Source organism: Bacillus sp. AFS002410 (genome assembly GCF_002556365.1).
Taxonomy (GTDB): Bacteria; Bacillota; Bacilli; order Bacillales; family Bacillaceae_G; genus Gottfriedia.
The window spans coordinates 52,670-69,184 of the sequence record NZ_NUEU01000096.1; the positions used below are offsets into that span (position 1 = coordinate 52,670).

The 16,515-nt window shown below is 35.5% G+C and carries 14 protein-coding genes; all 14 read right to left on the bottom strand.

The features are described from left to right. Positions 1–6: 6 nt before the first annotated feature. The 14 genes from CN692_RS23160 to CN692_RS23225 all read right to left on the bottom strand — a co-directional run bounded on the left by CN692_RS23160 (position 7) and on the right by CN692_RS23225 (position 16,415). Entirely contained in the window at positions 7–1,092 is a 1,086-nt protein-coding gene (locus CN692_RS23160) for a dipeptide epimerase (RefSeq protein ID WP_098121483.1), read from the bottom strand. A 126-nt stretch (positions 1,093–1,218) separates the two neighbouring features. After that, entirely contained in the window at positions 1,219–1,536 is a 318-nt protein-coding gene (locus CN692_RS23165; protein ID WP_098121484.1) for a DUF3870 domain-containing protein, read from the bottom strand. A gap of 336 nt (positions 1,537–1,872) precedes the next feature. Beyond that, the gene (locus tag CN692_RS23170) at positions 1,873–5,997 is read right to left on the bottom strand and encodes a S8 family serine peptidase (protein ID WP_098121485.1); all 4,125 of its coding nucleotides are present in this window, start codon (positions 5,995–5,997) and stop codon (positions 1,873–1,875) included. 449 nt (positions 5,998–6,446) lie between these two features. After that, entirely contained in the window at positions 6,447–8,096 is a 1,650-nt protein-coding gene (locus CN692_RS23175; protein WP_098121486.1) for a hypothetical protein, read from the bottom strand. Further along, positions 8,093–8,521, bottom strand: coding sequence for a type II secretion system protein (locus tag CN692_RS23180; protein WP_098121487.1), 429 nt, complete (start codon positions 8,519–8,521; stop codon positions 8,093–8,095). Before CN692_RS23180 ends, CN692_RS23175 begins: the two co-directional genes overlap by 4 nt. Before the next feature lie 5 nt (positions 8,522–8,526). Continuing rightward, positions 8,527–8,931: a type IV pilus modification PilV family protein gene (locus CN692_RS23185; RefSeq protein ID WP_098121488.1), complete on the bottom strand. Its 405-nt coding sequence runs from the start codon at positions 8,929–8,931 to the stop codon at positions 8,527–8,529. 18 nt (positions 8,932–8,949) lie between these two features. Then, positions 8,950–9,624, bottom strand: a complete 675-nt coding sequence (locus tag CN692_RS23190) for a hypothetical protein (RefSeq protein ID WP_098121489.1) — start codon at positions 9,622–9,624, stop codon at positions 8,950–8,952. Continuing rightward, on the bottom strand, positions 9,621–10,169 hold the full coding sequence (locus CN692_RS23195; protein WP_098121490.1) for a hypothetical protein: 549 nt from the start codon (positions 10,167–10,169) through the stop codon (positions 9,621–9,623). The genes CN692_RS23190 and CN692_RS23195 overlap by 4 nt, the downstream gene beginning before the upstream one ends. Next, complete coding sequence (gene pilM / locus CN692_RS23200) at positions 10,166–11,137, bottom strand: type IV pilus biogenesis protein PilM (protein WP_098121491.1); 972 nt, start codon at positions 11,135–11,137, stop codon at positions 10,166–10,168. The genes CN692_RS23195 and pilM overlap by 4 nt, the downstream gene beginning before the upstream one ends. A 12-nt stretch (positions 11,138–11,149) precedes the next feature. Beyond that, on the bottom strand, positions 11,150–11,902 hold the full coding sequence (locus CN692_RS23205) for a prepilin peptidase (RefSeq protein ID WP_098121492.1): 753 nt from the start codon (positions 11,900–11,902) through the stop codon (positions 11,150–11,152). A 106-nt stretch (positions 11,903–12,008) separates the two neighbouring features. Further along, a complete protein-coding gene (locus tag CN692_RS23210) occupies positions 12,009–12,425 on the bottom strand; it encodes a prepilin-type N-terminal cleavage/methylation domain-containing protein (RefSeq protein WP_098121493.1) in 417 nt (138 codons plus the stop codon). Positions 12,426–12,491: 66 nt separating this feature from the next. Further along, positions 12,492–13,700, bottom strand: coding sequence for a type II secretion system F family protein (locus tag CN692_RS23215; protein ID WP_098121494.1), 1,209 nt, complete (start codon positions 13,698–13,700; stop codon positions 12,492–12,494). Beyond that, on the bottom strand, positions 13,701–14,735 hold the full coding sequence (locus tag CN692_RS23220; RefSeq protein WP_098121495.1) for a type IV pilus twitching motility protein PilT: 1,035 nt from the start codon (positions 14,733–14,735) through the stop codon (positions 13,701–13,703). A gap of 12 nt (positions 14,736–14,747) precedes the next feature. Beyond that, a complete protein-coding gene (locus tag CN692_RS23225; RefSeq protein WP_098121496.1) occupies positions 14,748–16,415 on the bottom strand; it encodes a GspE/PulE family protein in 1,668 nt (555 codons plus the stop codon). Positions 16,416–16,515 lie beyond the last annotated feature (100 nt).

The window sequence follows — 16,515 nt, forward strand, 5'->3', positions numbered from 1 at the left end:
CATATTTTAACGAAGACTTTTTGATAATCTTCGGTTAAGCCCTAAACCAGGTAGAGATGATAAATGGACTTCATCCCCGATAAATTCAATGCCATCAAACTCTTGATTCATTAACCAAAGTGGAGCATCTAAATCGATTTTTTGAATATTTGGATGAGCAGTTGCAATATGCGCTGCTGCAATTACGGAGACAGAAGTTTCCATCATACTTCCAATCATGCAAGGAATATTTGCTCGTTCAGCAATATCTGCTATTTGCATTGCTCTTCTAATTCCCCCTGTTTTCATCAGCTTAATATTTAGAAGATCAACTGCTTCTTCTTTAATTAGGCGAACTGCATCTTCCGGAGAAAAAAGACTTTCATCAGCCATAATTGGTGTTTTGACATTCTGCTTCACAAATTTCAGTCCATCAATATCACCTGCTTTGACTGGTTGCTCAATTAGCTCTAAATTGGCATTCAACTGTTCCAATTCTTGGATAATAGAAACGGCTTGTCTTGGGGTCCACCCTTGGTTCGCATCTACACGAATGGCAACATCATTGCCGACTATTTCTCGAATCGCCATAATTCGTTGAACATCCTTTGCCCCCTCTTTTCCAACTTTAATTTTCAAAGTGGAAAATCCGTCCTTGATGCTTTGACTAGCATCACGGCACATTTCATCCACTGTTCCAACACTGACAGTCATATCGTTTTTTAATTGATTCGTTCTTCCCCCAAGATATTGATAGAGTGGGAGATTAAGATGCTGACAAAGTGCATCATATAGCGCTATCTCCATAGCTGCTTTTGCACTTGTATTTGCCACACAAGAGCGCTCAATTAATAGGGAGATTTCATTGATATTTTGAATATCCCTTCCTACTAAGAGTGGTGTAAGAACCGACTTTAAAATCGTTTCAATACTTTCCTTCGATTCTCCGGTAATAGCTAGTGTTGGTGCTGCAGCTCCTACTCCGACGATTCCATCCTCCAACTGAACGTAAACAAAAACGTTCTCGATTTCGGTAGCTGTTCGAAGAGCTGTTTTAAATGGTTTTTTTAAAGGGAAAACTTCTGTTTGCACTTGTATCGATTGAATAATCATAGTTTTTTTTCCTTTCTAAATGAGGATAAACTTCCAATTGTTTTACTAAATAAAAAATCCAGCTATTAGAAAGGAAACTTCCCTGCTAATAGCTGGATTTCATCTACGAGAATAGATAAAGCAGCATTAAGATTCAATTATTTGCTTGTATTTTATATGTGCATTTTTAAACGCTACAGTCAATGCTTTTTGGGATGAACCAAAATAACGTGAACTTATTTCGTCTATTACTCTATCTACATTTAACATTGATTGTCCTTCGAATAAATGCTTCACAAAGGTAGAGGTTAATGTAATAGTAGCAGAACAATCCGCATCGACAATTAAATGACTTGTCCGATCGACGACCAAACCAATAAAAAAAGCATTATATTTTTGCATAATCGGATTATTGGATGAAGTCTTTGCATCTCCAATAATATATATAGTATCTTTATTGTACAATTTATTTCCTCCCGCAAAACAGGTATTCCGCGCAAAATCCCAACCGATAAGGAAGAAACTGGCAACGAGATAAGTATTCGCTTACAAACAATACTAATATACGAATCTAATTTTGACAATATATTATGAATATTCAGTTACAATAAAGGAAATGTGAACTATATGTACCTCTTACTTTTTTACTAGTAAGGGCTAGCAACTGACTAATTTTTCACAGATTCTATTAAAATAGATTTTCTTAGTTGATTAAAATGTACTAGTTCCCTTTAAATGGTAAAAACCACAAGATATTTAATCTACCTTGTGGTTTTTCTTTCGTACTATTGAGCTAAAATCCTATTGAATACCTAATGCACTTTTAACGCTTTCTAAAGTACTTGCTTTATATTTCTTTAATGGCTTCGGTGCATTATCTACATCCTTATTTTGTTTTAAATAATTCAATTCCAGATATTCAATATCTCTAGCATTAACTTTTCCATCGAAATTAATATCTGCCTCTCGTTTACTCGTTCCCCAATATGTCTGAATATACAATGCGTCAAGTACATCAACTACATTATCTTGGTTCACGTCGCCTGAGACACCATAATCATAAAATGATCCAGCTATGCCATTGTAGTACAATAGAAGCTGCCCAGAGACGTTACCGTTCTTATCAAACCCTATTTGAATTTGACGCTTCATTGTGAAATGTCCAGGTACTTTCAATTCCCAAGTGAATGGTTGATCTGTAATCGGAAGCTTAGAGATACGGTAGTCACCTGCTTTAGTAATCGTCGATGTACCATCGTACACATTACCTTTTGAATCGATTATTCTAATTGTTGCGCCTGTCTTAGTCCAATCAGGTGTTAATGCTAAGCCATATGCTTTTAATGTCCCAAAAATTTCTGAGAAGTTTGGCTGTATTTGAAAATCCATACCCGTTGAAGAGACAGAAGTCGTTTTGCCTACATCGTCTATACAAGATAATGTTGGGTTGATCGATGTGCTTAATGCAAATGCTGTTTCCTTCGCTTTTAATTTCAAATTAATAGCAGGTAGGTTTCCGCTAATTGAATTTGTTCCATTTAAAACGAGTTTCACTTTTGACGAGTTACCTGTCGTTGTAACAGTCACCTGGTAATCACCATAATTACTAAGTGCTTCATTTCCTTTTGCTTCTACAATATCAAAACTTTGTCCGATGTTCGTTAAAGTCCACTCTGCTGATTTAATCTTTTGTGCATTATTTAAAATAAGAGTTGCAGTTACCGTATCACCCATTTTTACAGTTGATTTATCGGTCTTAACTGTCCCATAAGGAGTGCCAGCTTTAACAAAATAGTAATTTTTCTTCTGAGAAGTATTTTTCGCCCCGTCTAATCCATTCACGGTAAATTTTATGAAAGGAGTCGTTTCACTAATTGGCACGTCATAATTTACCACGCCATCTGAACCTACAGGAAGAACAGGATTACGGCTTCCATTAATAGAATAATTGAAAGTATTAACCGATTGATTTACGTTGAATCCCGATGCCGCCATCTTATTCACTTCATCATCTACTACTTTAATTTGAAGAGGAACCGTTTTTTGTCCTTGTTGATATTCATACACAACAGGAGCTTCATTTCCATCTAAAGATGTTGTGATTGTAGGACTATATGGGTCTACATAAATATCACTTGAAGATGTTGAAATATGATCACGTTCACTAGTACCAATCAATTTAATCTTGTAATATCCAGGTTTTGCATAGCTTACTTTAGACGAAATTGGATTAGCTGGATCACCTGTAAACTCATAGTATTTACCTTCAAATACTCTTTCTACAAAATAATTCGTATTTTCATATAAAGTGTCTGCAGGAATAGATTCTAAAAAACCTATATCCTTGCCAGTTTTTCCATCTACAACTACTAAATCGAGCCATTTCATTTGAGACTTTAATTTAAAATTTAATCTAACCTGCCAAGTTGCTGAGCTGTTTACTGTCTCTTGTAATTGGTATGGTGAGATTACATTCGAAGAAAGTGAAGATGAATCGATTCCTTCTTCAGTTGTTCTAACGCTAAATGGTACTCGATATTGTTCATTTTTGTCGGCCTGATTTGTCATAATTAAATAGCCTTCATAAATGCCTGCTTTAGCTGTCGCTGGTACTTTGATTGTTGCTGCTACTTTTTTAGATTCTAAAGCTTGTACTGAAATAACATTTGGGACGTCTAATTTCACATCATTAGCACTTGCGTCAAGTGATCCAGCAACATCTGTTTGATAATTCACTTCAACATCAAATTTCTTCGTTTTGTTTTCAATATTTTTGAAGTTAAGTATTTTCTTAACTGAGTTATCTTCACCTGCATAAAGACTGCCGAAGCTTAATCCCCCGGTTTCCTCAGATATGTTGACTGTTTTTCCATTAATCATAATAGGTGTTTTATCTTCCACTATAACTTCCATACCTGTGTGTACAGCACGATAAGGATCTACTCGTCCTGCTCCGTCTTCAAATACACTATATTTGTCAGCTAATGGTTTGGCAGTATTCATCAAAATTGTCTTAATATCACCTGGCTGAAGATCGGGATTTGCCTGAAGTAACAATGCAGAAATCCCTGTTACATGTGGAGCAGCCATCGATGTACCTGACATTCGATTATAAGCAAACTGATAATTTGATGGATCATTTTTATAAATGTCGTAAGCAGGAACACTTGATAAAACACTTACACCTGGTGCAGTAATTTCCGGTTTTATATCATAATTTTGGCGTGATGGTCCGCGAGAACTGAAATAAGCCAGCTTGTCACCATCTGTAAATCCTTCAGTGTAATCTTTAAAAGTTAATTTGTTATAACCAGCAGCAAGCTGTGCTTTAAAATCCAAGCCTTGCTCATAGCTCAAACTAAATGTCGGAATAAAATTTTGATCCTCTCTTACAAAGCTCGATGGACCTGCATTTGGTATATTGTTATACGCTATTACTCCTAATGCTCCATGTGCTTTTGCAGAAATAACTTTTGTTTGCGTTCCGATTGTTCCTGTATTCACTAAGACCCATTTTCCGTTTACGTCTTTATTTTTATAATCTGATTCTTGTCCAATTCCTAAATCAACAATCTCAATTGTTTGTTTATCAAATGATTTAAGATCTGCTATAAAGTTTGAGTAAAGATTGCTTAAATTATATGCTTTGTCTGATACACCTTCTAAAGTTCCTGTATATTTTGCGACAGATATTGGAGTACTGCTAGCCCCGACTGTCAACGCTAATGCTGCTGCTCCTGGCGAACCAAGTGTATAAGAACTAGGTCCGCTATTCCCTGCAGATACAACCGCTGTAACACCATTAAGTACTGCATAATTAATCGCTGTACTCGTTGGATATTGCGGATCGTTCATATCGATTCCTAACGATAAATTAATTACATCCATTCCGTCTGAAACCGCTCGATCAATTCCAGCTAGAATTGCATCGATTCCGCCTGTCCCATATGGTCCTAAAACACGATATCCATATAGGTCAGCATCAGGTGCAATCCCTTTAACAGCTATACCACTAGTATTTTTTGCTCGCCCAGCAATCGTACCCGAAACATGAGTACCATGATCAGTATAATAGGTTGTAGCACCTTCCGGAGGCACTGGACTTCCAGCCTTTATCCAATCATCGTATGTAGTTTCCATTGGATCATTATCATTATCTATAAAATCATATCCACCTTTAAAGGCATCTTTTAAATCAGGGTGGTGATAGTCTATACCTGTATCAATTACGCCGACTTTTACACCTTTCCCTGTGATTCCCTCTTTATGTAACTTGTCTACTCCTAAAAATGGAATACTTTCTATTCTCTTAGTAGACTCTTCTTCATTACTAGTATCTGATTCGATCGGTTGTTCGACCTTAACAGTAGTGCTTTTATAAACCGCTTTTACAGCACCAGACTGAAGCAGTGACTCTACTTCGTTTGCAGGTAGGCTCATTGCAACACCATTGTAAGCTGTTTTAAAAGAACGAGTTATTTTATAAGATTTTTTACTACCTTTTTCTTTAGCAGAAGGCAAAATTCTACTTAGATCATTTTCAAAAGTAGTATGTTCTTCGTCAACCTTGTCCTCGGCTTGAGCATCTGATAATTCTTTCCCTTCTACCGCGGCATCAAGCACAGCAACCTTCTCAGGCATCGACTTAAACTCGACAATAACTGAGACTTCTTGATCATCTTGTAAATCCTTTTCATCAAATCCTTGCAGGCCATTGTTATCTGAAGTTTGAAGCTTTGTCAGTGCATCTCGTTCCTCTTTAGTAAGTGATGATAAAATTTGTTCTGCTTTTGTACTGTTTACAGCTGTCGTGCTAGACGCATGCACTACAGAATGGAAACTAAAATTTGAATTTGATAAACTTGTTGAAACTAAACCTACCCCTAGTGCAAGGGATGTAGCTTTTTTGATAAACTTCTTTTTCATTCTGTTTACTCTCCCCAACTATTAATGTGATAAAATTTTTAAAACGTATTGTTTTGAATTTTGAATATTCAGAAATAAAAACTTATAAACTTACCTTCTCCACTCCCCCCACATATTAATTACATATAAATTAACTGTATATGTATCTTTAAAAAGAGTAAATTGGGGGATTTGATGCATTTCATTACTAATTTTTAAGAAAGATTTTAATACAAATTAATATTTTTATAGCTCTATTAACATAGAATTTTGTTTTATTTTTTAGAAATTTGTAATAATCGTTGTCGAAATTTCGTTATTTTTCGAGAAAATATTGGGTAAATATTCAAAAAATTACAAATAAATTAGAACTTTATAAAGAAAACTTAAAATATTAATTTTTGATTTAAATTACAACTTAACGAAGCAAAAAAACCAAAAACACTTTGAATGTCTTTGGTTTTTAATAGTTAATATTTAACATGTTGTAGGTCAATTGATGAAATAGAAAGGTTAAAATCAGATGTTTCCTGTCCACTTCCAGGTGGAGGTGCATCGATAAAATAAACGATATTATTGTTTGGCACTTGAACACATTCGTCAATTGATTTTACAACTTTGTAATCATAATTATCCCATGCTTCATCTTTAGGAAGTGTCGCTTGGTTCGATATGCCGTAAATTATGACTCGGCTTTTATTTTGCTTATTAAATTGGAAACGATTAATCTTTGCATTTCCGTAAATTACGAGGAGCCCATCATGGTGATCCATTGTAACCGTATCAAATTCAGCATTCCCCTTTATCGTCATGATGCCATCTTTTCCAAATGTAATATTATTGGAGTATACATTTCCATTCACAGTGATATTAGAACTTTGAATCGGTGAGCTAGACCAATCTGTACGTAAACTGCCATCTACAACTAGTTCCGAAGAGTTTATACTCATGTTACCCACATATAAATCTCGAGTCCTGACTGTCTTAGATGCATGATCAATTAGTAGCTGATTCATTGCTGCATATGATTCAAAATTAGCAGTACCTCCATCAATAATCGTAGCAGTTAAAGAGCTCGATACCCCTTTCACATCCAATTCGCTATTACGTATCGTTGTAGGACTTGTTGTCCATAGTTTTCCACCAATTGTAAGAGTTGTTGGGCTAGTGATCGGATTTGCATCAATTGTCATCCCACTAAAAAATAGACCATTACCATCAATCGTCACGTTACTAGAAGTAAACGTAGGTGGGCCTGCAAACTTTGCATGGCTTGTCACGTGAAAGCTTTGAGTTGTAACCATATTCATGGAATTAAAATCTGCTGCTCCATTAATCGTTACTGATTTTGGACTCACCCCTTTAAAATTACCATCCATTTTCACATCACCATTGACAGTAAATTCAGTGCCAGATAATAGAATTACTTCACTATAAAAATCTGTTGTTGGAAATGCTTTGACTCCATTATACGTAGCACCGGGCATTTTATTTGTAATGGATGGAAAAACTGAACTGCTTACGATCTCATTTTTGACAGTCTCCCAATTCGAGAAATTTTTAGGATCGGTATAAGTATTTGATCCTCCAGTTGAACCATTACTTGAACCGTCATTTGATGAACCACCTGAACTAGACATCATGGATAATGTATGAATCGCTACTTCAGCTTGAATAGTGTAATTCTCAAGATTATTCACTGAACCAATGCTTTTTACAGATAATATAATTGCATCTTTAGAAAGAGACTGACTTGCAATAGAGACATTGATTGTATTACTTTCTACTGGTAATTGCACGTTCGAATATTTACCAACGATTTGATTATTGATTGTTGTATTTAGTAGTACTGCTAACTCATCTGCACTTTTATTAGGATTAGCTTGTTGAACCGATTTAGAAAGACTAGTTAAATCAAAAGAGCCTACTTCCTTTTCAACTGTTTTTTTTGCATAAGTGATTCCCATTTCAGCTAAATTAACTGCTAATTTAGATTGCTTCGTCGCTTTTAATTGCTTTGCTGTATTGAGGTTGCTACCAATTAAAACAAGACTAAATAGCGAAAGCAAGGTGACGACTAATAGTACGATCAACAATGTATAGCCTTTTTCGTTTTTCATTGGTTCACCTCATTTAACCGTGATAGTGTGGTAGTGTACTTATACGTATTTGCTCCCCGCAAAGTAATCGTGACTACCTTTGATTGATAAGTAGTATTATTTTTGTCAGTCGATGTGATTTGAATCGAATAGCCAGGAATGCTATATTTTCGTTGCTCACCATTACTGCTAATGACAACACTATCAGCTGTCTGCGTTACGCTAAATGCACCGTTTTTTCGGTAATACCTATCTAATTGTGCCTCAATCGTATTTGCTTTTTGTTGTAGTTGTATTTGTCCACTTTCAGAGTGAAACAAGTCTGTTGACTGTATCAACACAGCATAAATAATCCCAATGAAAGTAAAAAACAACAATATTGCAGCCAGTAATTCGACCAGTGTGATGCCTCTTTCATTCTTTATTAGTTTAATTTTCTTGTTCATGTTCATCACCTTGTTTGGTCAAGATAGCAATACGAAGTAGCAATTACTTGTTGCTGTTGGTCAAGAATGTTTATTTTTACGGTCTGCAATGATTGGCTTCCTGCTTGATCAATTGGAATCAACTGTAAACTGAATTTAGCATTATTAAGAAAGTGCAAACTATTATCGACACCTAGTAAGCTTTTAGAGCGTGTGTCCAGTGGTTGGATCGACTGTAAATCACCAGAACGAATCACCTGGCTAACTTGTTCAACTAGACTGTCGGCCGTAATGCTTTCATCATTTTTATGAGTAAAAAGAGAAGATTGAGTAAAAATAGCAAAAAATGTAATTAGAACTAAAAATAATATGACAACGGATGCGAGAATTTCAGTTAGCGTAAAACCCTTTTCATCATTGGAAATTAACATCTTCTCTCGCCTCCACTTTTATTGTTTATTTTCAAAAATACTAATTGTGACAGATGCTTGTACAAGATTTTTTTGGACCGGCGTTTGTAATACATTCTCTTGTGATTCCAATTGAATTTGCTCGGATGATTGATTCTCAGCTTTGATTTGCGCTTGACTTGGTATTGTTACGTTACAAGCCGTGTTTGTCACTTGAATCAATCTTTTAGACGCTTCTAGATTTGATAAAAAAGAATAAAACGATGATACTGAAGGACTGTCGAGCTGAATTGTAAACGTTGTTTTTTGAATAGTTGTTCTTTGATTTTGTTGGTTAGTTGCATTGTCGCTTTGATTCACGGCTGTATTCTCAGTTGAATCTGTTTGTTGCTCAATTTTATTGATTGTAATTCCGGATGCTTTTTCTGCGCTTTCAATTTCAGTAAGAAATGCTTCTAACTGTAAATCAGTTGGAAATTTATCTGCATATAACTTCTCATCTATAGGATTAACCTGCTTATCACTCAAGTTTGACTGATTTGCCTTTAGGTTTGCGAGCACTTTACGTTTTTGGTCTAGTGTTGTATTGGCAAAGTTGAAGTCTTTTTTCGCAGGCTGATACACCATTACATACAGTCCCGATACTATTCCGAACGACATTAATAAGCTGACGACTAAAATTAGGAGTTGTTTTTTCGAATATGCAGTGTTCATTTGTCGACTCCTTTCATCTTCGGAACGTTTAATTGGTTAATGTCGATTAAGTAGCTTACTAAATAATTATTAGATTCCTGCTTGATTAGTGAAACCATCTTCGCATCATCGACCCATTTTAACTTTTGAATTTTCTGTACGTATACCCCAGCTTCACGTTCGGTAGGAACTATAATCGATATTGTTACTGTATTTTGCTCATATTGAAAATTCGTTAATTCGGCTCCACCTGTTAATCCATTCAAACTATCTTTGATTAATTTTGATGTCAAAACCGTTTGTTCAATAACTGCACGTTGTTCTTCAATTCCATTTTGTGCTTGGTTTACTAAGTTTTTCGATTGTTCGCTTCGCAATTGATTTATAACAGCAGTAGTTTGGTCAATTTGACTTTGTATAATAGCCGTTGAATTAGTAGCTTTGTTTGTCAAAACTATAAATGAAGCACTGCCAATTATTAATATGAGTAATGAAAGAATAATTGTTAGCAAGTTTGCTTTACTTTTTCCTTCTCTAGTAGGGAGTAAGTTAATATTAACGATCAAGCTAACACCTCCTTAAGAGAAAGCCCGATAGCAAGTTGATATTTCATTGGAACTAACTCTCCACCTATATCTTTAATCGTGTGATTGTCTAATTCAGTTGGTAAATCAATCTGTTCATTTAACATGTCAAAGAAAGTAGTCAAAAATGGATGGTCCCCAACTAGTTTAATGTTTTTACAATCATTACCTTCTGATAGTGTAAAACGGTAAAAATGGAGAATTCGTTCAATCATCCCGATAACAAGTTCAAATCCATTCATAATGTCAGACCCTCTTTGTTTCCAAGCTTCCGATAATTCATCAAAATGACTTAGTATAATTGAAGTTGGTTCGCATTGCATAAATACAGGAACTCTTTCTTCAAATAAGCTAATCGTTGTTGATGAGACGTCCAACTGAACGAGTAGACTCGTTTCATTTTGACGATCTGTTGCTACATGATAATGTAATCGGTCATAACAAAGTGGTGAAATATCTGCAGCAATTGGATCTACTTTTGCTTCTTCAAAGATAGACGAAATTGCTAAAACCGTTTGTTCTGGCGTAGCGACCAGTAATAATTCGCGACCTTCATTTGTTTCTTTCAAGATCACATAGTCAATTGATGGATCTTCAAAAGGAAGGTGAATACTTTCTCCGAGTTCTAAATATAGATATCCTCTTAATTCCTCAGGATGTAGATCGATAGGTGTTGTGACTTTCTTTACAACAACAAGCTCGTCTGATACCGAAAATGTAATTTTCTTCTTTTTAAGATTCCACGTATCAATACAATCTTCGATGAATAGTTTAAATTGTGTAAAATCACTAATTTCACCATTTTCAATTAAGCCTTCTGGAATCAGTCTTTCACCCATTTGTTTCACAACAAGCGGATTTTTCGACTGTAATTCAACGAATCGAATGACATGTTCTTTTATTTCAATCCCAACAGATGGGGATTGTTTCGATAAACGTAAACCAAACATAGGGATTCTCCTTTATAAAATAAATTGTTGGTACCAATTGATTAAAGCTTCGCCATAAATGCTAGCGATGATTGTTCCTACAAAAATGGATGGACCAAATGGAATATACTGCCCTTTTTTAAGTTTGCCAACTACCATTCCACTGACTCCGACGATTGTACCGATGAAACATGAAAGAAACAATGTAAGAAGCACTAGCTTTACTCCTACAACAAACCCTATTAATCCGAACAATTTAATATCTCCACCGCCCATTCTTCCACGGCTTACAAACGCTATAAGAAGTAAGATTGCAAATCCTGTAACAGCCCCTAAAATGGCATCTGACCATGAAATCCTTGGCACTACTAACTGTTCGATCAAAAATAGAACCGAAAAAAATCCAAGCACCTTATTTGGGATAATCATATATGCAAGATCAGAAACCGTTATGATGACAAACAAGGAAACTAATGTCAGAACAATAATCGTTTCTTCACTCCAATTTGTTACGAATGGAAGTGAGGCAAATAACACACCAGTTAATAGCTCAATAAATAAATACATTGGAGAGAGCTTTACATGACAAAAGCGACATCTACCTTTATGAAATAAGTATGAAACAACCGGTATTAACTCAAGCGGACCTAATTGGCGATGACAGTTGTCACACGAAGAACCCGGCCTTATGATTGATTGACTTTTTGGTATGCGCAAACCAACCACACCAAAAAATGAACCAAATGTAATACCAACTAAAAATAATAATCCTATCGTGATTAGCATCTGTTTCACCTTTTCTACTAGTTTTGTTTTTATGAATTATTTCGAATGAATATTTCTTTGTAAAACCCACCCGGTATAATCGGGTGGGTCTAGCATTTATTAACTATTATTGAATTGTATGTGTACCATTACCATTATCGTTGTTGATAGCTTTTACACTTGCGTTTGTAAATGTGATTACTTGGCTACCAGCATGACCTTTACCATTAAATGTTACTGTGTTTCCATCTGTAGAAACATTAACTGTCCAACCAGTATCTAATTTATCAGTATTTTTTACATAAGTTCCTAACTCAGCAGCATCTAATGAACCGTCTGCAGGAATACCTTTGCTTGAGATATATAAATCAGCTGAATTTAATACTTGGATTGCGTCTGCTCTTACTGCATCTTCACGTGAATTTTGAATTACTTTCCCAATACTTGGTATTGCAATTGCTGCAATGATTCCTAAAATAACGATTACTGCTAATAATTCAACTAAAGTTAACCCGCGCTCATTTTTGATTAATTTTTTAAACATTTATTTCTCCTCTTTCCATTTATATATGTTTTTTATATTGTTGCTCTTTTAATACTTTCGATTGTGTTAGTGGATTTGGTTGAACATGTCAAACATAGGAATCATAATTGCTAATACAACAAATCCAACGACACCAGCCAATAGTACAATCATTACAGGTTCAATTAATGATTTTAATTGTTCTGCGACTGCTTCTACTTCATTTTCATAAAAAGTAGATACTTTTGTTAACAATGATTCAAGTGAACCAGTTTTTTCCCCGATTGCAATCATTTGCGTTACTAACGGTGGAATGACCCAATGTTGTTCCATTGGTTCTGCCAATGAATCCCCCCTTTCAAGTGATGTTTTTCCTTCATGTAAAACTTTTGCTACTACTTCGTTTCCTACCACTTTCTCAGTGATTTCGATTGCTTCTAGAATCGGGACTGAACTTGCAAATAAGGAAGCAAGTGTTGACGTCATTCTTGAAATCGCAGCCTTTTGAAACAAGGTCCCAAAAATCGGGATCTTTAACAGTATGGCATCTAATAGATAAGCACCTTTTGGTTGTTTTTTAATGAGTAATAAACCAGAGACTGTAATAATAACTAGCAACAGAATTATCCACCAATCTTGTTGAATCCATTTACTCGCGGTTAATACCCAAATCGTAATTGTAGGAAGTGTTGCGTTTAAATCGTTGAACATATTAACAAATGTTGGGACAACAAATAACAAGAGAAAGAACACAACAAACGTTGTAATGATTGCAATTACGGCAGGATATGTCATGGCTGCCATTACCTTTTGTTTAGTTCGTAATTGTTTTTCGTAATAATCAGCTAATCTCTCAAGCGTATCAGCAATCGTTCCACTCGCTTCACCAGCTCGAATCATATTCGTAAATAGTTTTTTAAAGATGTGTGGATATTGCTCGTACACTTCAGATAATGCATTTCCTTGCTGTAAACTCTCCTGAATTTCGTATAAAGTTTTTTGCAATACTTTGCTATTTGTTTGTTTAGCGAGGATATTTGTTGCATCCACGATCGTAATTCCTGCCTTTAGTAAGGTTGAAAATTGTCGTAAATAAATAACAAAGTCTTTTTGCTTTACAGATTGTTTAAACGATAGATCCTTTGTCCAAATTGTTTCCGGTACTTCAGTTAAGGAAAGGACACGATATTGTTTTTCTCTCAATAATCCATAAGCTTCTCTTTGAGAATTGGCCTTGAGCTGACCGTTTTTTCGTTCACCTTTTACATTTTTAACGGTGTATTGATATTGAGTCATCTACAAACCACCTGCCAAAACTAGCTGAGACTGTTCTTTTGAAACCGCACCAGATTTAATTAGCTCTCTCATATTCATTTCAAATGTGTGCATGCCCAAACTTTTACTTGTTTGTAGCACATTATCAATCTGATGAACTTTCTCAGTTCTTATGAGATTCGCGACAGCTGAATTGTTGATTAATATTTCAGTTGCTGCTGTTCTACTTGTTTTGTTTCCGTTTGGCACAAGTCTCTGTGAAATAACCCCTACTAACGCATCCGCAAGTTGAACTCGTATTTGAGTTTGTTTTTGCTCAGGGAATACACCGATTATGCGGTTAATCGTATTGGATGCGTTCCGACTATGAAGTGTCGATAAAACTAAATGTCCGGTCTCCGCTGCTGTAATGGCTGTTTGAATCGTTTCCAAGTCACGTAATTCACCAACTAAAATGATATCTGGGTCTTGTCTTAAAGAAGCGCGAAGCCCACTTGCAAATGTTTTTGTATCTCTTCCTATTTCCCGTTGATCAATAATTGATTTTCCATGCTGATGCAAGTACTCAATCGGATCTTCAAGTGTAATAATGTGCTTTGATTGCTTTCTATTTACATAATCAATCATCGCTGCTAACGTAGTGGATTTCCCACTTCCTGTAGGACCAGTTACTAAAATTAGTCCTTGAGGTTTTTGAACAAGTGATTGAATGACTACTGGTAAATTCAGTTCCTCAAGTGAAGGAATTGCTGTTGGTATAAGTCTTATGGCCAATGCAATATTTCCACGTTCCCTATATACATTGATTCGAAACCTACTCATGTTGTACAAATTTGTAGAAAAATCTAGTTCACCGTCGCTTAGAAAGCTTTCCCATTCTTCATCAGACGTTAAATCCTTTCCAAATTGTGCTGTATGATCAGGTTCTAATAAGTCTTCCGTGTATCGAATTAGCTGTCCATTGATTCGAAAAATTGGTGGAACTCCAACGGTAAGGTGAATATCAGACGCTTTTTGTTCATAAGCGTTCAGTAAAATTTCCTGAATGGATAACATTCATTTTTCCTCCTACGAAACCGTCGTTATGCGAAGGATTTCCTCGGTTGTTGTGAGTCCTTCTTTTACTTTTTGTAAACCATCGTCGATTAAAAACGTTGTATTATTTGATTGTGCTACCTCAACAAGCTTCGAAACTGGCTCATTATTAACCATAATTCGTCTCATCTCTTCTGAAATTTCAAGTACTTCTTGGATCGCCAGTCTTCCACTGTATCCAGTTAATTGACAAACCGGGCATCCTTTTCCGTAAAATACTCGCTCGATATTAATACCTCTTGCTTTAAAAATTTCTTGTTCTCTTACAGAAATTTCTCGTTCTTCCTTGCAATGTTTACAGATTCGTCGACATAGTCGTTGAGATACAACTCCATTTAAGGCTGAGGCAACTAGAAATGGTTCTACACCCATATCCATTAAGCGAGTTAAAGTCCCAATCGAATCATTCGTATGCAATGTACTAAAGACTAGATGACCAGTTAGAGAACTTCTAATCGCGATTTCGGCTGTTTCCCTATCACGTATCTCTCCAATCATAATGATGTTAGGGTCTTGTCGAAGAATTGAGCGCAATGTTGTTGAAAACGTCATTCCGACTGCAGCATTTACTTGCACTTGATTGATTCCTTCAAATTGGTACTCAACCGGATCCTCAACTGTGATGATGTTTACATCTTCGTGATTCAGTTTGTTTAAGGCTGCATATAATGTGGATGATTTCCCAGAACCTGTCGGACCCGTAATTAATACAAGACCATGAGGCTTTTCGATAAAGTTCATAAATGTATTGTGGTTTGTTGGACTAAAACCTAACTGATTAAGTTCCACAATTGAATGGTTTCGGTCTAGTACACGAATTACAAGTTTCTCACCAAAAATTGTTGGCAATGTTGAGATACGTAAATCGATTTGCTTTAGTTCAACAAGTAAACGAATTCGCCCATCTTGCGGAATACGTTGTTCGGTAATGTCCAAATTAGCCATAATTTTAATACGTGCTAAAATAACACTTTGAAGTTCTTTAGGTAGGACTCTTTCATTTCTTAAAGTTCCATCGATTCGAAAACGAACGACTAAGTTTTTTTCATGAGGATCAATATGAATATCACTAGCCTGTTGTTCAACAGCATTTTGTAAAATTGAGTAAACGAGCTTGATAATCGGTGAATCATCTTGTTCATCAATTCGTATTACTTCTTCATGTTTTTTCTTTTGCGAATCCTCTAACCATTTCCCAACTAACTCTTGCTGAGTATCGTATTGTTTACTAATCGCTCGTTTGATCTCATCCTTTGTTGCGATAACAGGTTGAATTGCAAATCCTGTTGAAAGTCTTAAATCATTCAATAGGAAGAAGTCCATCGGGTCGGCCATTGCAACAAACAACTTATGAGCTTCTTTTTTCAAAGGAATAATTGTGTTCTTTTTAGCCGTTTCTTTTGGAATTAAAGTAACTAATTTTTCATCAAATGGATAATTATATAAACTCACTCGTGGAATATTTAATTGAATTTCAAGGACTTCGATTAATTGTTGCTCGGTAATATATCCTTTTTGAATCAAATAATCTCCAAGCTTTTGATGTTCTTCTTTTTCACGTAATGCTATGTCAACAATATCTTCTGTAATCACACCTGATTCAACTAATAAATCACCAAGTCTCTTTTTACGAACGGCCATTTTGTACACCTACTTTCCATCATTATGGAACACCGCTTAACTGTTTCGCTTAACCGAGATACATATTGTATACAATAATATTAACCAGTTAACCGTTTAG

Bases quoted from the DNA above. Each gene is read 5' to 3' on its own strand.
- CN692_RS23160 (WP_098121483.1), bottom strand. From the start codon at position 1,092: ATGATTATTCAATCGATACAAGTGCAAACAGAAGTTTTCCCTTTAAAA.
- CN692_RS23170 (WP_098121485.1), bottom strand. From the start codon at position 5,997: ATGAAAAAGAAGTTTATCAAAAAAGCTACATCCCTTGCACTAGGGGTA.
- CN692_RS23175 (WP_098121486.1), bottom strand. From the start codon at position 8,096: ATGAAAAACGAAAAAGGCTATACATTGTTGATCGTACTATTAGTCGTC.
- CN692_RS23180 (WP_098121487.1), bottom strand. From the start codon at position 8,521: ATGAACAAGAAAATTAAACTAATAAAGAATGAAAGAGGCATCACACTG.
- CN692_RS23185 (WP_098121488.1), bottom strand. From the start codon at position 8,931: ATGTTAATTTCCAATGATGAAAAGGGTTTTACGCTAACTGAAATTCTC.
- CN692_RS23190 (WP_098121489.1), bottom strand. From the start codon at position 9,624: ATGAACACTGCATATTCGAAAAAACAACTCCTAATTTTAGTCGTCAGC.
- pilM (WP_098121491.1), bottom strand. From the start codon at position 11,137: ATGTTTGGTTTACGTTTATCGAAACAATCCCCATCTGTTGGGATTGAA.
- CN692_RS23205 (WP_098121492.1), bottom strand. From the start codon at position 11,902: ATGCTAATCACGATAGGATTATTATTTTTAGTTGGTATTACATTTGGT.
- CN692_RS23210 (WP_098121493.1), bottom strand. From the start codon at position 12,425: ATGTTTAAAAAATTAATCAAAAATGAGCGCGGGTTAACTTTAGTTGAA.
- CN692_RS23215 (WP_098121494.1), bottom strand. From the start codon at position 13,700: ATGACTCAATATCAATACACCGTTAAAAATGTAAAAGGTGAACGAAAA.
- CN692_RS23220 (WP_098121495.1), bottom strand. From the start codon at position 14,735: ATGTTATCCATTCAGGAAATTTTACTGAACGCTTATGAACAAAAAGCG.
- CN692_RS23225 (WP_098121496.1), bottom strand. From the start codon at position 16,415: ATGGCCGTTCGTAAAAAGAGACTTGGTGATTTATTAGTTGAATCAGGT.